This is a genomic window from Pseudoalteromonas sp. CnMc7-15, assembly GCF_022347925.1.
GTDB classification, from domain to species: domain Bacteria; phylum Pseudomonadota; class Gammaproteobacteria; order Enterobacterales; family Alteromonadaceae; genus Pseudoalteromonas; species Pseudoalteromonas ruthenica.
Genome location: NZ_JAKRFT010000003.1, coordinates 546,341 through 560,855 on the forward strand (window position 1 = coordinate 546,341; position 14,515 = coordinate 560,855).

At 48.2% G+C, this 14,515-nt stretch carries 15 protein-coding genes; 3 read left to right on the forward strand and 12 right to left on the reverse strand.

Annotation, left to right across the window (positions count from 1 at the left end):
- Positions 1-2: 2 nt before the first annotated feature.
- The 10 genes from murG to mraZ are packed head-to-tail and all read right to left on the reverse strand — an operon-like array spanning position 3 to position 11,083.
- Entirely contained in the window at positions 3-1,058 is a 1,056-nt protein-coding gene (murG, locus tag MHM95_RS09815) for an undecaprenyldiphospho-muramoylpentapeptide beta-N-acetylglucosaminyltransferase (RefSeq protein ID WP_235419201.1), read from the reverse strand.
- Positions 1,055-2,269 carry a cell division protein FtsW gene (gene ftsW, locus MHM95_RS09820; RefSeq protein WP_045980422.1) on the reverse strand — a complete coding sequence of 405 codons (1,215 nt, stop codon included), beginning with the start codon at positions 2,267-2,269 and terminating at the stop codon, positions 1,055-1,057. The genes murG and ftsW overlap by 4 nt, the downstream gene beginning before the upstream one ends.
- Positions 2,263-3,591, reverse strand: coding sequence for a UDP-N-acetylmuramoyl-L-alanine--D-glutamate ligase (gene murD, locus MHM95_RS09825; RefSeq protein WP_239385160.1), 1,329 nt, complete (start codon positions 3,589-3,591; stop codon positions 2,263-2,265). Before murD ends, ftsW begins: the two co-directional genes overlap by 7 nt.
- Positions 3,591-4,673 carry a phospho-N-acetylmuramoyl-pentapeptide-transferase gene (gene mraY / locus MHM95_RS09830; protein WP_239385161.1) on the reverse strand — a complete coding sequence of 361 codons (1,083 nt, stop codon included), beginning with the start codon at positions 4,671-4,673 and terminating at the stop codon, positions 3,591-3,593. The genes murD and mraY overlap by 1 nt, the downstream gene beginning before the upstream one ends.
- Complete coding sequence (murF, locus tag MHM95_RS09835; protein WP_239385162.1) at positions 4,673-6,058, reverse strand: UDP-N-acetylmuramoyl-tripeptide--D-alanyl-D-alanine ligase; 1,386 nt, start codon at positions 6,056-6,058, stop codon at positions 4,673-4,675. The genes mraY and murF overlap by 1 nt, the downstream gene beginning before the upstream one ends.
- Entirely contained in the window at positions 6,058-7,527 is a 1,470-nt protein-coding gene (gene murE / locus MHM95_RS09840) for a UDP-N-acetylmuramoyl-L-alanyl-D-glutamate--2,6-diaminopimelate ligase (RefSeq protein ID WP_239385163.1), read from the reverse strand. Before murE ends, murF begins: the two co-directional genes overlap by 1 nt.
- Entirely contained in the window at positions 7,520-9,343 is a 1,824-nt protein-coding gene (locus tag MHM95_RS09845; RefSeq protein ID WP_239385164.1) for a penicillin-binding transpeptidase domain-containing protein, read from the reverse strand. The genes murE and MHM95_RS09845 overlap by 8 nt, the downstream gene beginning before the upstream one ends.
- A complete protein-coding gene (gene ftsL, locus MHM95_RS09850; protein WP_022946078.1) occupies positions 9,340-9,666 on the reverse strand; it encodes a cell division protein FtsL in 327 nt (108 codons plus the stop codon). Before ftsL ends, MHM95_RS09845 begins: the two co-directional genes overlap by 4 nt.
- Positions 9,663-10,601: a 16S rRNA (cytosine(1402)-N(4))-methyltransferase RsmH gene (gene rsmH / locus MHM95_RS09855; protein WP_239385165.1), complete on the reverse strand. Its 939-nt coding sequence runs from the start codon at positions 10,599-10,601 to the stop codon at positions 9,663-9,665. Before rsmH ends, ftsL begins: the two co-directional genes overlap by 4 nt.
- A gap of 23 nt (positions 10,602-10,624) precedes the next feature.
- The gene (gene mraZ / locus MHM95_RS09860; RefSeq protein WP_045980475.1) at positions 10,625-11,083 is read right to left on the reverse strand and encodes a division/cell wall cluster transcriptional repressor MraZ; all 459 of its coding nucleotides are present in this window, start codon (positions 11,081-11,083) and stop codon (positions 10,625-10,627) included.
- A gap of 431 nt (positions 11,084-11,514) precedes the next feature.
- On the opposite strand from mraZ, the gene MHM95_RS09865 reads away from it, so the two are divergent.
- Genes MHM95_RS09865 through MHM95_RS09875 form a run of 3 tightly spaced genes read left to right on the forward strand, consistent with a single transcriptional unit; the run spans position 11,515 to position 12,507 of the window.
- Positions 11,515-11,841 carry a hypothetical protein gene (locus tag MHM95_RS09865; RefSeq protein ID WP_022946081.1) on the forward strand — a complete coding sequence of 109 codons (327 nt, stop codon included), beginning with the start codon at positions 11,515-11,517 and terminating at the stop codon, positions 11,839-11,841.
- A 2-nt stretch (positions 11,842-11,843) separates the two neighbouring features.
- Positions 11,844-12,305, forward strand: a complete 462-nt coding sequence (locus tag MHM95_RS09870; RefSeq protein ID WP_239385166.1) for a hypothetical protein — start codon at positions 11,844-11,846, stop codon at positions 12,303-12,305.
- Entirely contained in the window at positions 12,271-12,507 is a 237-nt protein-coding gene (locus tag MHM95_RS09875; protein ID WP_239385167.1) for a hypothetical protein, read from the forward strand. Before MHM95_RS09870 ends, MHM95_RS09875 begins: the two co-directional genes overlap by 35 nt.
- Here MHM95_RS09875 and MHM95_RS09880 read toward each other — a convergent pair.
- Positions 12,504-13,484, reverse strand: coding sequence for a glutathione S-transferase family protein (locus tag MHM95_RS09880; protein ID WP_239385168.1), 981 nt, complete (start codon positions 13,482-13,484; stop codon positions 12,504-12,506). The genes MHM95_RS09875 and MHM95_RS09880 overlap by 4 nt on opposite strands.
- Before the next feature lie 12 nt (positions 13,485-13,496).
- Positions 13,497-14,336, reverse strand: coding sequence for a pirin family protein (locus MHM95_RS09885; protein WP_239385169.1), 840 nt, complete (start codon positions 14,334-14,336; stop codon positions 13,497-13,499).
- Positions 14,337-14,515: the final 179 nt, after the last annotated feature.

The following is a 14,515-nucleotide window of genomic DNA, read 5'->3' on the forward strand; positions in this document are numbered from 1 at the left end:
CATTAACTATACTGCTCACATTGTTTGGCAACCTGTGCGGTTGCATCGAGCTTGGCGAGCGCTTTCGCGCGCTTGCCCATCTCGGTCATTAATTCTGGTTGCTGCAAATATGGCATCAACAGCTGTTGTACAGAGCTGTGATTAAAGTCGCTCTGTTGCATACATAATGCTGCTTCACCTTGCACCAAATACTCTGCATTGGCGGTTTGATGGTCATCCACAGCATGTGGAAACGGCACAAACAGCGCCATCCGCCCAGCGGCTGCAACTTCACTGACTGTCAGCGCTCCAGCGCGACAAACAATCACATCAGCCCATACCAATGCTGCGTCCATATCATCAATAAATTCAGTTACTTTCGCTTCAAGCCCTAGCTCATCATATTGCTGCTGTACATGCGCTGAGCGCGCCTTACCGGTTTGGTGCCACACGGCAAGAGGATAACTCTGGGTAAGCTCAGCAAAAGCACCAGGCAGCACGTCATTCAACACTTTCGCTCCCAAAGAGCCGCCCACGACTAACATGTTAACTGGTGAGCCAACCTGCTTAGGTTCAATATGCATCAATGACTGGCGCACCGGATTACCCAGCACTTTGAAATCATCATTGGCTAAAGCCCCGGGGAAGGCCCCAAGCGTTTGTGTGGCAATTTTAGCGAGCAGTTTATTGCTCATACCAGCGACCGCATTTTGCTCATGGATAATTAAAGGGATGCCTAAACTTTTTGCCGCCAAACCAACGGGGCCAGTTACATAGCCGCCCATAGTCAGCACCACATTAGGGCGACGCTGCTTGAGAATATGACGCGCTTTAAAAAACGCTTTCAAAATCATCAGTGGCGCTTTGAACAGTCGCATTAAGCCATTCCCACGCACGCCTTGAACATCGATAAAATCAATCTCGATGCCGTGTTTAGGGACTACTTCGGCTTCCATGCGGTCGTCGGTTCCGACCCAAGATACCTGCCAATCGCGCGCTATTAAGTATTGGGCTACGGCAATGCCCGGAAAGATATGTCCACCAGTTCCACCTGCAGCCACTACCATACGTTTACTCATGCTGCCCCCTGAACTGCTGAAGTTGAGCCACTGACACTTCGGCGATTACCACGCGGTGTTGCTTGCTTAGTAGCCATTTTCGTTTCAAAATCCACTCGCAGTAACACGCCCGCCGCAATGGCCATCACTAAAAAACTAGACCCCCCGTACGAGATAAAGGGTAAGGTAAGGCCTTTGGTTGGCAAAATTCCGGCGCTGGCACCAACGTTCACCATGCTTTGAAAAGCAAACCAAATACCAATTCCTAAAGCTAAATAACCCTCGTATTCCTTATTCGCTTTGAGGGCGCGCTGGCCGATAAGCAGAGCGCGAAATACCAAGGTTCCCAACAGTACGAGAATGGTTAATACACCTATAAAGCCTAATTCTTCCGCTACCACGGCGAATATAAAGTCATTGTGAGCGTGTGGCATGTATTGCAGTTTTTGCACGCTGTTGCCTAGCCCTTGGCCTAGCCATCCACCCTGCCCATAGGCCATCAACGACTGAACCAGTTGATAACCTTTGCCAAAGGGATCTTCCCACGGCTCCAAGAAACCCACCACACGAGCCCAGCGGTATGGCTCAAAAACAATAAGAGCGATGACTAAACCTATGCCAGAGAGCATAAGCGCGAAAAACTGCCATAGTTTCGCGCCGGCAAGGAAAAGTAGCCCGACCGTGGTGACAAACATCACCACCACGGTGCCTAAATCCGGCTGCAACAAAATCAATCCGGCGTAGACAATGAACACACTAATGGGCTTAACAAAGCCTTTTAAGTTCTCCTGTACTTCGTCGCGTTTTCGCACGAGGTAGCCAGCTAAGTAGCTAAAAAAGAATAACTTCGCTACTTCAGAAGCTTGGATATTAATCGGCCCCATGGGGATCCATCGCTTCGATCCATTGATTTCATTGCCGACAATTAATACCAGTACTAATAAACCTAAACCTAACAGCAGCAAATAAGGGTTGGCCACTTTCCACCATTGCATCTTTACGCTAATGGCGACAATAAATAGCACAAAGCCTAAGGCCACAAACACAGCTTGGCGGATCATGATATGGTAAGGGTTATCGTACAGGCGCTCCGCTTCCGGCATCGAGGCGCTGGTCACCATTACAAAGCCTACGCCAATGAGACATAGCAACGCGTAGATAAGTGGCACATCATAAAGTTGCCCTGAAGGTTTTAGATGGAATAAGTCTTTAATCTTTTCCCAACTCATGATGACCCCTCCAACACCTGTTGAATAAAGTCATTACCCCGGGCCATGTAATTGCTGTACATATCTAAACTGGCGCAAGCCGGTGCAAGCAACACAATATCGCCAGCCTGCGCGCAGGCTTTTGCCTTTTGCACCGCTTCACCCATGCCACTAACGCGATGACTGCCTGGTTTGAGCGCGGCAATGGCATCACCGTCTTTACCGAAGCAGATGAGTTCAGCGACTTGTTCGGCCAAAGTTTCTCTCAGTGGTGTCAGATCCGCGCCTTTGGCATCACCACCAGCAAGTAAAATCAATCGCCCGGGCTCAGCGGCTAAGCCTTTAATTGCAGCCAATGTAGCTCCGACATTGGTGGCTTTTGAGTCGTTGAAATAACGCACATCATTTAAGGTAGTAACATACTGACAGCGGTGGTCTAAGCCTTTGAATTCTGACAATGCACGCTCAAACACACCGATATCAAAGTGAAAATCATGACACAACGCCATCACTGCAAGCACATTGAGTTGGTTATGGCTGCCCGGTAACACCGTTTTACGGCAAGGCAATAAAGGCGAGTTACGGTATGCGAAATAGCTCTCGCCCTGATGTTGCATGATATGGTAGTCAGCATCATGCAACGCAAAGCTCAGCTGTTGTGATGCATGCTCTGGGTAGGTATCTGTGTCACCACGATTGTACACAGCTAACTGACAATCTTGATAAATACGCTGCTTGGCGCGGATGTAATCAGCCATGCCTGCGTAGCGGTCAAGATGATCTTCACACAAATTCAAGATGCATGCTGACTTCGCGGCTAAGCTGGTTGTTGTCTCTAACTGAAAGCTCGACAGCTCTAACACATACGCATCCATATCTTGCGCTAGCAAATCAAGTACTGCGGTGCCAATGTTGCCACCTAAGCCCACCTGTAAGCCGCCGCACTCGAGCACTTTAGCTAACAGCGAAACCACCGTGGACTTACCATTTGAACCTGTCACTGCAAGCACAGGTTTGTTATTAAGACGAGCAAAAAGCTCGACATCGCCGATCACTTCAACACCTTCGGCAATTGCTTGGCGCACTTGTGGTGTACTGAGAGCGATGCCTGGGGCGATAATAATGACATCAAACTGCGTCAGTTCGGCTTTGTCAAACTCGCCAAAGCGACGTTCTAAGTGCGGCACGTGAGAGTCGAGCCACAATTGTGTTGGTACCTGCTGACGGGAATCAATAAGCACAGGGTGAAGATTATGAGCATGCAGAAAACGCACCGTGCCCAGACCAGATATACCCAGTCCGAGCACCGCGATACGTTTATTTTTAAGCGTGTCTAAATAGCTCATTACCTAATCTTCAATGTCGCCAAACCGGCCAAAACTAATACAATGGAAATTATCCAAAAGCGCACGATGACGCGCGGTTCTGGCCAACCTTTTAATTCATAGTGGTGATGAATGGGGGCCATACGGAAAATACGCTCACCGCGCAGCTTGTAGGAGCCCACCTGTAAGATCACTGACAACGCCTCCATCACAAAGACCCCGCCCATAATTACCAATACCAACTCTTGGCGTACCAACACGGCAATAATGCCCAGTGCTCCGCCTAGCGCCAAGGAACCAACATCGCCCATAAAGACTTGAGCTGGATAGGTGTTGAACCATAAAAAGCCTAACCCAGCACCAACAATGGCGGTGCACACCACCACCAACTCACTGGTCAGCGGTAAATGAGGGATATGCAGGTAGCTGGAAAAGTTCGCATGACCGGTAACATAAGCGATGATTGCCAACGCTGAGGCGACCAAAATAGTCGGTACGATGGCTAACCCATCAAGGCCATCGGTAAGGTTGACCGCATTAGATGTACCGACTAAAACGAAGTAGGTCATTACAATGTAGAACAGTCCTAGCTGAGGCATCACCTCTTTGAAAAACGGCACTATCAGCGCGGTTTCCGCTGCTTGCTGAGAGCTGGCATAGAGCGCAAACGCGACGGCTAAGGCAATAACTGATTGCCAAAAATACTTCCACTTAGCGATTAACCCTTTAGGGTCTTTGCGAATCACTTTACGGTAATCATCAATAAACCCAACGATCCCCAACGAGCCAATGACAAACAACGTTGCCCACACATATTTATTGCTTAAATCGGCCCACAGCAAAGTGCTGGTAAAAATAGCGCCCAGAATGAGTAGTCCACCCATGGTGGGTGTGCCGGATTTACTTAGATGAGATTGTGGTCCGTCATCACGCACGGTTTGACCGATTTGCATACGCTGGAGCGCCACGATCAATTTCGGCCCAAAGTACAACGACATCAACAACGCCGTTAAAATTCCTAAAATGGCTCGCAACGTCAAATATGAAAAGACATTAAATCCACTATAAAATTGGGTCAGGTATTCAGCCAGCCACACTAACATTACTTCTCTCCCTCGCTGGCTAACTGCTTGCCATGCGCCACTAAATCTTCCACTAAAAGCTCCATGCGTGAACTGCGCGATCCTTTCACGACTACCGTTGTTTTTTGTTGTGTCTGTCGTAAGTCTTTAAGCATTTGCTCAAGGAGTTGATCACGCCCAGAAAAGTGGCGTTCGGCTTGTTCATAGACATCACTGGCGTAACGGCTCAATACGCCCAGAGAATAAACGGCTTCAATACCGCGTTGTTTTGCATACTCACCCACTTGTTGATGATAATCACGGGCATCTTCACCGAGCTCATTCATATCACCCAAAGCCAGTACACGGTGGCCTTGCACGTCAGCGAGTAGGTCAATCGCGGCTTGCACCGATTTGACGTTGGCATTGTAACTATCATCAATGACTGTGAGCTGACTTGATACCTCAATCAGATTAACGCGGCCATGGGCTTGATGCATGGTCTTAAGACCGCTGGCAACCTCTTGTAAGGAGCAGCCGACACTGGTCGTTAATGCTGCAGCAATCAAGACATTGGTGACATTATGTTTACCGGGAATAGCAAGCTCAACAGCGACTTTCTCTTTGTTGTTACACAGCGTAAATGACGCCCGGGCTAAAGCATCAAGATGAATATCTTCTGCCCATACATCCAGTTGCTGACTCATGGAAAACTGCTTCACTTTGCGTGAGCCCAAATCGTCTAGCCACTGCTGTTTAAATTCGCTATCAGCATTAATGACTGCTACACCATGCTCGCCGAGACCAGAAAAGATTTCGCCTTTCGCGGTGGCCACTCCTTGTAACGAGCCAAAGCCCTCAAGGTGTGCCTCAGCAACATTACACACTACAGCCACATCGGGTTTAGTTAATGATGTGGTGTAGGCAATTTCGCCGAGGTGATTCGCGCCCAACTCAATAACGGCGTACTGATGTTTTGGCGCTAGACGCATTAAGGTTAATGGCACACCAATATCGTTGTTAAAGTTGCCTTTTGTCGCCAGCACTTCCCCTTTTTGTGCCAATATTGCCGCACACATTTCTTTCACTGTAGTTTTACCCACGCTCCCTGTGATAGCGATGGTTTTAGGGGCGACTTGGGCTTTTACCGCAGCACCGATTTGCCCTAAAGCTAACCGTGTATCAGCCACAATCAGTTGTGGTAAGGTACTATCTACTGGGTGTTCAACAATGAGCGCAACGGTCCCTTGCTGCTCGGCCACATCAATAAACTGATGGCCGTCAAAATTCGGCCCTTTAAGTGCTAAAAACACTTCCCCTGCACATAAGCTACGCGTATCAGTATTAATATTTTCGACAGCACAATTCTCGCCCTGGTAGGCACATCCTAAGGTGTCGCTAAGCCAGTTTAAATCCATGGCAATCATTATTTACCTCCTTGTTGATGCAATAACTGCTGCACCACAGTGCGGTCGCAAAACGCGAGTGTCTGCTCGCCAATGATTTGATAGTCTTCATGGCCTTTGCCGGCGATGAGCACAATGTCCTCACTGCCCGCTTGTGTAATCGCCAAGGCGATTGCTTTCGCTCTGTCCACTTCATAATGAGCTTCAATATTGGCACTGAAACCGCTTTTAATATCATCGAGTATGGTGTGTGGGTCTTCGCTGCGTGGATTATCGCTGGTCACCACAACACGGTCAGCATACTTTTGTGCCGCCTTGGCCATTAATGGCCGCTTACCTTTATCGCGGTCACCGCCACAACCAAACACACAGGTCACTTTACCAGGTGCGTGTTGACGCAAGGCTTGTAATGCGAGCTCTAAAGCATCTGGGGTATGGGCATAATCCACCACACAGGTTGGCTGCTGCGGTGCACTATACGCTTGCATACGCCCAGCGATAGGCATCAAAGTTTTACAGCCAGCTAGTAACTCAGGCAGCGGATAACCTAGGCCAAGCAATGTTGCCAGTGCGGCGCACACATTATAAAGGTTAAACTCACCGAACAGTGGCAGCTCTATTTGCCCTTCTCCCCAACTGCTGCTGATCTGCGCGCGTAAACCGCTAGGTAAAAACTGAATATCGCTAAAATACACATAGCGACCGAGCTCAGGGGGTAAGGTTTTACGGCCGTATACAACCAAGTCATCAAATGGATATTTTTCTAGCCACCCCTGAGCAACCGCATCGTCTTGGTTAAGCACCACCATTTTCGCATTACAATCACGCATGAGGATCAGCTTGGCATCAGCGTAACTCTGCATATCGCCGTGGTAATCTAAGTGATCGCGAGACAAGTTGGTAAATACAGCGGCGCGAAAATGGCTATTGGCAACACGGCCTTGAATAAGGCCATGCGAAGAGACTTCCATTGCCACTAACTGTTTTTGTTGTTGTTTTAACTTGGCGAAAATCTGTTGCAGCTCAACACTGCTCGGCGTGGTATTGCTCAGCGCATTCATCTGCTGGGCATCGCCCCAGCCCAACGTGCCGATTATGGCACTGCTGCGCTCACAGTACTGCGCTAAAGTAGCGATAAATGAGGTGGTAGACGATTTCCCATTGGTGCCAGTTACGCCAACCAGATCAAAGGCATTACTTGGCTCGCCGTAAAATTGCGCCGCCAACTGCGAAAGACGCAGACTAAGCTCATCCACGACAATAATGCGCTCATCATCACTGTTAAGTTGACAGCGGCTGTCGGCAATAACCGCATTCGCTCCTGCGGCAATGGCTTGTTTAGCAAATTGTCCGCCATCCAGTTGATGGCCTTTAATAGCTACAAAGACATCGCCGCGATTGACGCGGCGGCTATCGAGCTGTAACTCATTGACCAACTCAATGTCGGTATCTATGCCCCAAGGTGCGAGTACTTCGCGAAGATTACGCATCTCCACCTCCTTCTTCTGCAAGGTTAGCGACGGGCTCTAAATCAGGTGCTACATTCAAAATACGCAGCGCATTGGACATGATCTCAGCAAATACAGGGCCGGCTGTAGCACCGCCATAATAAACATCGCCGCCGGGTTCGTTAACCATCACCACAACCGCTAATCGCGGATCACTGACCGGACCAAGGCCGGCAAAATATCCCACGTATTCATCGCCATAGCCACCCGCAACCGCTTTTTTAGAAGTTCCTGTTTTAGCCGCTACACGATAACCATCCACTTTCACTTTCGAGGCCGTGCCGCCTTTTTCAAAGACGCTTTCCATCATCTCAACTACCGCATTCACGTCTTTTTCTTTAAAGACGCGTTCACCTTGCAAAGGTTGTGGTTGTTTTAAAATCGTCAGTGGCCGAGAAATACCGCCCGAACCCAAGGTGGCATAAAAGCGCGCGAGCTGCGCGGTACTAACAGAAATGGCATAACCAAAGGATAAGGTCGCGATTTCGAAATCTGACCAGCGGCGATTAGGGTAGAATAAGCCACTGCTTTCGCCCACCATGCCAGTGCCGGTATCACTGCCAAAACCAACACGCTCAAATAAACCGACAAAATAGTCTTTAGGGAGATCTTGGGTGATCTTCGCCACCCCCATATTGCTTGATACTTTGAGTATTTCTCGCAGTGACATTTCACCCCGATTATGGGTATCTTGCACTAGACTACCACCCACACGCATCCACCCTGGGTAAGTGTCTATGGTGTCGTTCGCCTGAATATTTCCATAATCTAAACCAGCTAACACTGACAAAGGTTTGATGGTTGAACCCGGCTCAAATAAATCGGTAATAGCGCGGTTGCGGCGCTTATGTGGCGCTGCATCTTCTAAATTATTGGGGTTGAACGAGGGACTGTTAACCATGGCTAGAATTTCGCCGGTTTTTACATCCACCACCATAGCCGAACCTGATGTTGCTTTATAGGTGAGCACGGCTGATTTCAACGCCTTATATGCAATAACTTGAATACGTTGGTCGATGGATAGCTCGATATTTTCTGGCTCCACGCGCTGACGTTCGTCAAGCACCGCCACTTCGCGGCCACGCGCATCCTTACGAATAGTACGTCGTCCTTCAGTGCCCGTGAGTGCTTCATCATAGAGTTTTTCAATGCCTTCGATGCCATGACCATCAATATTGGTAAATCCCAATACATGAGCGGTGATCTCTCCCGCTGGATAATAACGTTTAGACTCGTCTAGCAGATGCACGCCTGGCAGGTTGAGTTCATCAATATAATTGGCAACCGCTGGGGTTACTTGGCGTTTTAAATAGACGAAGCGGCGGTCTTTATCACCGGTAAGGCGCTTATCGACATGGGCACGTCCTAACCGCAATACATCGGCCAGTTCACGCCAGCGCATATCTTGTTTATAGAAGGCTTGTTTTAAATCTTTTAAGTGGACGGGTCTGTCCAAGACATCTTGCGGGTCTTGGCCCTGCTTTTTGGTATGACTCACTACCTTCTTGCGCAGGTACTTATCAATCGCCTTAGGGTCAGCGTAAACACTCACAACAGGTACGCTGACCGCCAACTCTTTGCCTTGACGGTCAAAAATCATACCGCGCTGCACTTGAAGCTTCTCTACTCGCACGGTGCGTTTGGCGTTCTCGCTACGCGCTTTATCCGGCTCTATCACTTGCAAATAAGCGGCACGTGCAACTAAGGTGACAAACACCATAAGCACAGCACCGCAGACCAGCATAAACCGCCAGGTGATAAGGTTGTTACCATTGTTTTTACGCTTTGCAGCTCTCATGGGACTATTACCACTTCCTCGTCTTCACTGGTGGGGCGCTTCATATCCAACTGCTCTTTCGCTATTTGCTCGATGCGGGCATGTTGAGAATAAAACTCTTCTTCAACTAATAAGTAACGCCAGTTCAAATCTAATTCGTCCCGCTCTTGTAATAAGCGGTCTTGAGCGATCAATTTTGCTCGCGACAAATGAGTGACTTGTACTATAGCCAAGGCACTGATAAGAATAAGAAAAAGCAGCCCCAATGTGATCTTATTGTCAAATAGTCCCCGCAAGATCTCTAACAAGAGATTTGGATGGCGATTTAGTTGTTGTTGGCTCATCCCAATCTCTCAGCTACACGAAGGACGGAGCTGCGCGCACGGCTGTTGCGAGCGATTTCTTCCTCGCTCGGCTTAATGGCTTTGCCTACTGCCTTGAGCGTTAACTGTTGTTTTAATTGCTCATCGGTTAACGGCAGACCTCTAGGCATTGCCTCTCCCTTGCTCTGCTTTTTAATAAACTGTTTTACAATGCGATCCTCTAAGGAGTGGAAAGAAATCACCACTAATCGCCCACCCGGTTTCAATACTTTCAGAGCAGCTTGTAATGCCGTCTGAATTTCCTCTAACTCACTATTGATATAAATGCGAATAGCTTGGAATGTGCGCGTTGCTGGGTGCTTATGTTTGTCTTTAACAGGCACCGCCTCATCAATCAGCTTGGCTAATTGCGCGGTTGAATTAATGTCAGTGTGGGCGCGAGTCTCGATTATTTTGGTTGCGATACGCCGAGCAAACTTTTCCTCACCGTACTTTTTAAACACGAAAACCATGTCCTCTAACTCTGCTTCTGCCAGCCACTGCGCAGCACTTCGCCCTTGAGAGGGGTCCATACGCATATCTAAGGGGCCGTCTTTCATAAAGCTAAAGCCACGTCCGGCATCATCTAGCTGAGGTGAGGACACGCCAATGTCGAGCAAAATACCATCGACCTTGCCGGTAAGTCCCTGTGCTTCGGCGACTTCATCAAGATGAGAGAAACGACTGTGGGCAATATTAAAACGCGAGTCATTAGCAAAGCGTTGTGCCGCAGCGATAGCACTCGGGTCTTGATCGATGGCTTGCAAGCGCCCCTGCTCACCAAGACGAGCGAGTATTTCGCCAGAGTGCCCACCACGGCCAAAAGTCCCGTCGATATAAATACCATCAGGTTTAATGGCCAGAGCCTCTATTGTCTCCGTCATTAACACGGATATATGTTGAAAGTCTTCGCTCATGCGTGTGTTCGCGCCTTTTAGAGTTAGAATGAAAAATCAGCGAGATCTTCATCCTGTTCAAATTCTTGTCCTAGTTCGATAGCAATGTCATCTTGCATTTGCTGCTGCCAGCGCGCCTCATCCCAAATTTCAAACTTATTCAGTTGCCCCACGAGTACGATTTTCTTACCTAGTTGCGCATAGTCGCGTAGATGAGGAGCTAATAGCACACGGCCATTTTTATCAACTTGATAATCCATCGCGTTCCCTAGCAGCAAGCGCTGCATACGCTTCGCTCTGGGCTTAATGTTCGACAAACTCGCTAAGCGTTGTTCGATGACTTGCCATTCACTCAGGGGATACAGCAATAAACAGGGATCACTTAAATTGATAGTACAGATAATTTCGCCGCCATTATCCGCAAGCAGCTGATTTCGATACTTTGTTGGTATCGCAAATCGGCCCTTGTCATCAAGGCTGAGTGTGCTGGCGCCGCGAAACATAAATAAAATGCCGTCCAAGTGTTGCTGTTTTGGTTTTCGGTAATAGTGCAGATCCACATTGATCCACTAAAACCCACATTTTCCCACTGAACTACAGTCTAGGGCTTGACAAGCCTTTTTGTCAAGCAATGAAAAATCCAACAACCTCTTGCAAAGCTAGATAATATGCGGGTTTTAAGGAAGTCTATGAATTCGGTGGGAAAATGTGGATCATACTTTTACCTAGGGAATAAATGTTCATTTTTTATTCATTCCATGTGATACCGTGATCTTCGCTTTGTAAATTTTACTGCCTGAGTGCGTAAGTATTTAGTCTTACCCTCTCAATTTTATCTGCGTATGTTATTAAGCTGCTGATTTTGTTGACTTCTAATACTTGGAATGAGAGTTGCGTTAAAAACAGTGAACTGTCAGATCAAAGGAGATACACCATGGCAAATGCTAATACTAAGACTGCTGAACAAACGCAAAGCAATTCAGCTCACACACCCACAGCTCCAACTACTGAAAGCGCCTCTAAAGCCGCCCACGCTGCGGTAGACCAAGTGGCTCAGAAAGCGGCCACGGCGGAAGACTATGTACGCAAACATGCCAGTGAGTCTGCCGAGACTCTACACGAGAAACGCGAAGCGCTAGAAGCGAGTTTGAAAAGCTCTGTGAGTCGCAGTCGCCGCTTTGCGCAAGAAAATCCATTGCTATGTGCGGGACTGGCATTCGCGGCAGGCATGGCCGTTACCGCTCTTATTCGCCGTAAATAATCATGGCTGAAGAGCATCATGACTCGGCTGCTGAGAACGAGCAGCATGATGAGCAATCTGCGTCTTTGACGCGGGTTGCTCAATTATTTCAAGATTACGCGCAGCGCTGGGGTGAACAAATACAGTGCATCTTTGAGCTTGCTGCCACTGAAGCTAAAATCAGTGCCAAAGCGCTGTTATTAACTTTGGGTTTGATTGTCGCCATTGCTATGACCGCATTGGTAATTTGGTTAACCGTTGTAGGCGCCGCCGCCACGGTGCTGTACTGGTTAACTCAATCGATTGCTTTGAGTATCTGTGGTTCATTAGCAGCGCAACTACTTCTGCTGTGGTGGCTAATCCGGCAAATGAAGCTTGCCTTGGCGCAAGTGAGTTTTGAACGCACCATCGCAGTAAGCAAGAAACCTTCATCTTCACAGGAGCAAACCGATGCTGACCCGTCTGATCCTGGAAAAACAGACTGAATATGCTGATTTACTGGCCGAGCAAGGGCAGATTCGTAAGCAGCTTATCGCTTTGGACAAACAGCAGTTACATTACCAAGGTGGTAAGTTGATGAGCCACCCCAAAGGTGTGGCTACGGCATTTTCTGCTGGCAGTCTTACAGAGCTGCTAACCAGCCGCCCTTCTTTAAAATGGTTGCGACTGGCTCAGCTTTTAATTTAGCCCATAAAACGACGGTTGTGCGGGCGGCTAAAATCTAAAACGGGCCCTTTAGGCACTACTTGAGTAGGATTAATCATGGTGTGACTAAAGTAATAATGACGTTTAATGTGTGCCATGTTGAGTGTTTCAGCCACGCCCTTAATTTGGTATAAGTCACGCAAATAATTCGCTAAATTATCATAGCTCTCTATGGTGCGCTTATTACACTTAAAGTGGCCAAAGTAAACGGCATCGAACCGTATCAAGGTCGTGAATAACCGCCAATCTGCTTCAGTGAGCTCGCTGCCCACCAGATAACGCTGACCTGCCAGTCTTCTTTCTACTTTTTCCAGAGCGCTGAATAGCGTATCAAAGGCCTGTTCGTAGGCTTGCTGTGTAGTGGCAAACCCCGTTCGATATACGCCGTTATTGATACCGTGGTAAACCAGCTCGTTAATCGCGTCGATATCCTTGCGTAAGTGCTCAGGATAAAAGTCCAGCGTGTTGCCAGTCAGATGGTTGAAGGCCTCATTAAACATCCGGATAATTTCCGCTGATTCATTACTCACGATACAGTTTTGTTGCTTATCCCACAGCACAGGAACAGTGACACGACCGCTGTATGTAGGATTATTGCGCGTGTACAACTGATGCATATAGTGGTAGCCAAATAATGAATCACCCGAGCTACCCTTAGCTTGATCGAAAGTCCATCCTTGCGACAGCATATCTGGGCTCACTACCGACACATCAATATAGTCTTCAAGGCCTTTTAAGGTGCGGAAAATAAGCGTTCGATGCGCCCATGGACAGGCTAAACTCACATATAAATGATAACGCCCCTTCTGCGCTTTAAACCCTTCCCGGCCACTTGGTCCAGCACTGCCATCAGCGGTGACCCAGTTACGTAACTGAGCACTTTCTCGCTGAAATTCACCTTTGCTACTATCAGTGTCGTACCACTTGTCTTGCCACTTTCCATTCACGAGTAAACCCATAAAGGTAGCCTCCTATTGTGATAATTGTCCGAATTGCCCGTTTTGATAATCGCGGATAGCATCCTGTAACTGGGCTGGTGTATTCATAACGAATGGACCCATGTGTGCGATCGGTTGGTGCAACGGTTCGCCCCGCAGCAGTAGTAACCCACTGGGTTTATCCGTGGTTGCAATGATGGCACTGTCGCCATCAAGCACCAGCAACTGTCCCGCCTGATACCTTTGCCCTGCAGCAGTAATTGAACCAGTGTGTATATAGGCTAGCACCCGCTCACAGCCCATCGCCGGCATCTCTAGTTGCGCCTTTGATTCGATGTTGATATCAGCAATGGCGCCGTTGCAAGCTAGGTTGCTCAGAGGTGACTGCACTTGTTCAGCGTTAAGAGTCCAAGCTCCTGCCAAGGCTTTTAAATGCACTCCTTGGCTACTTATTTGCGGCAAGCCACTTTGCGCTGAGTCCTGATATTGTGGCGCATTCATTTTGTCTTTGGCATCCATATTGAGCCAAATCTGAAAACCGTGCAGGCCTTCACTATCAGCTAGGGGCATTTCACTATGGATGACTCCTTTACCTGTACTCATCCATTGCACATCACCGGCGCGAACAGCTTTACGGTTGCCAAGATGATCGCGATGTTCAAAACCACCTTTAATAAGATAAGTAAACGTTTCAATGCCGCGATGGGGATGCGCGGGAAACCCTGCCATGTAATCGTCACTATGGTCTGATTTAAGCTCATCAAGCATTAAAAAGGGATCTAGATAACGACCGTCGAAACCTGGTACGCGGCGGATCTTAACGCCCGCCCCATCTTCAGCAGGCTGGGCATTGAGTACTTTAATAACATTCATGGTGCACCTTTAGACTTACGCTGATAACTCGCGTTATGAAACGACATAGGTTCAGTGTAGTGTGCGTTTATGGATAGAGTAACCGGAAATATTAGCGTGCTAGATGCTAATTTTTAGCATACTGATTGAATGACCTCGCTCAAGTGTTGCAACGGCGATTGACCAATCATCGCTAGCTT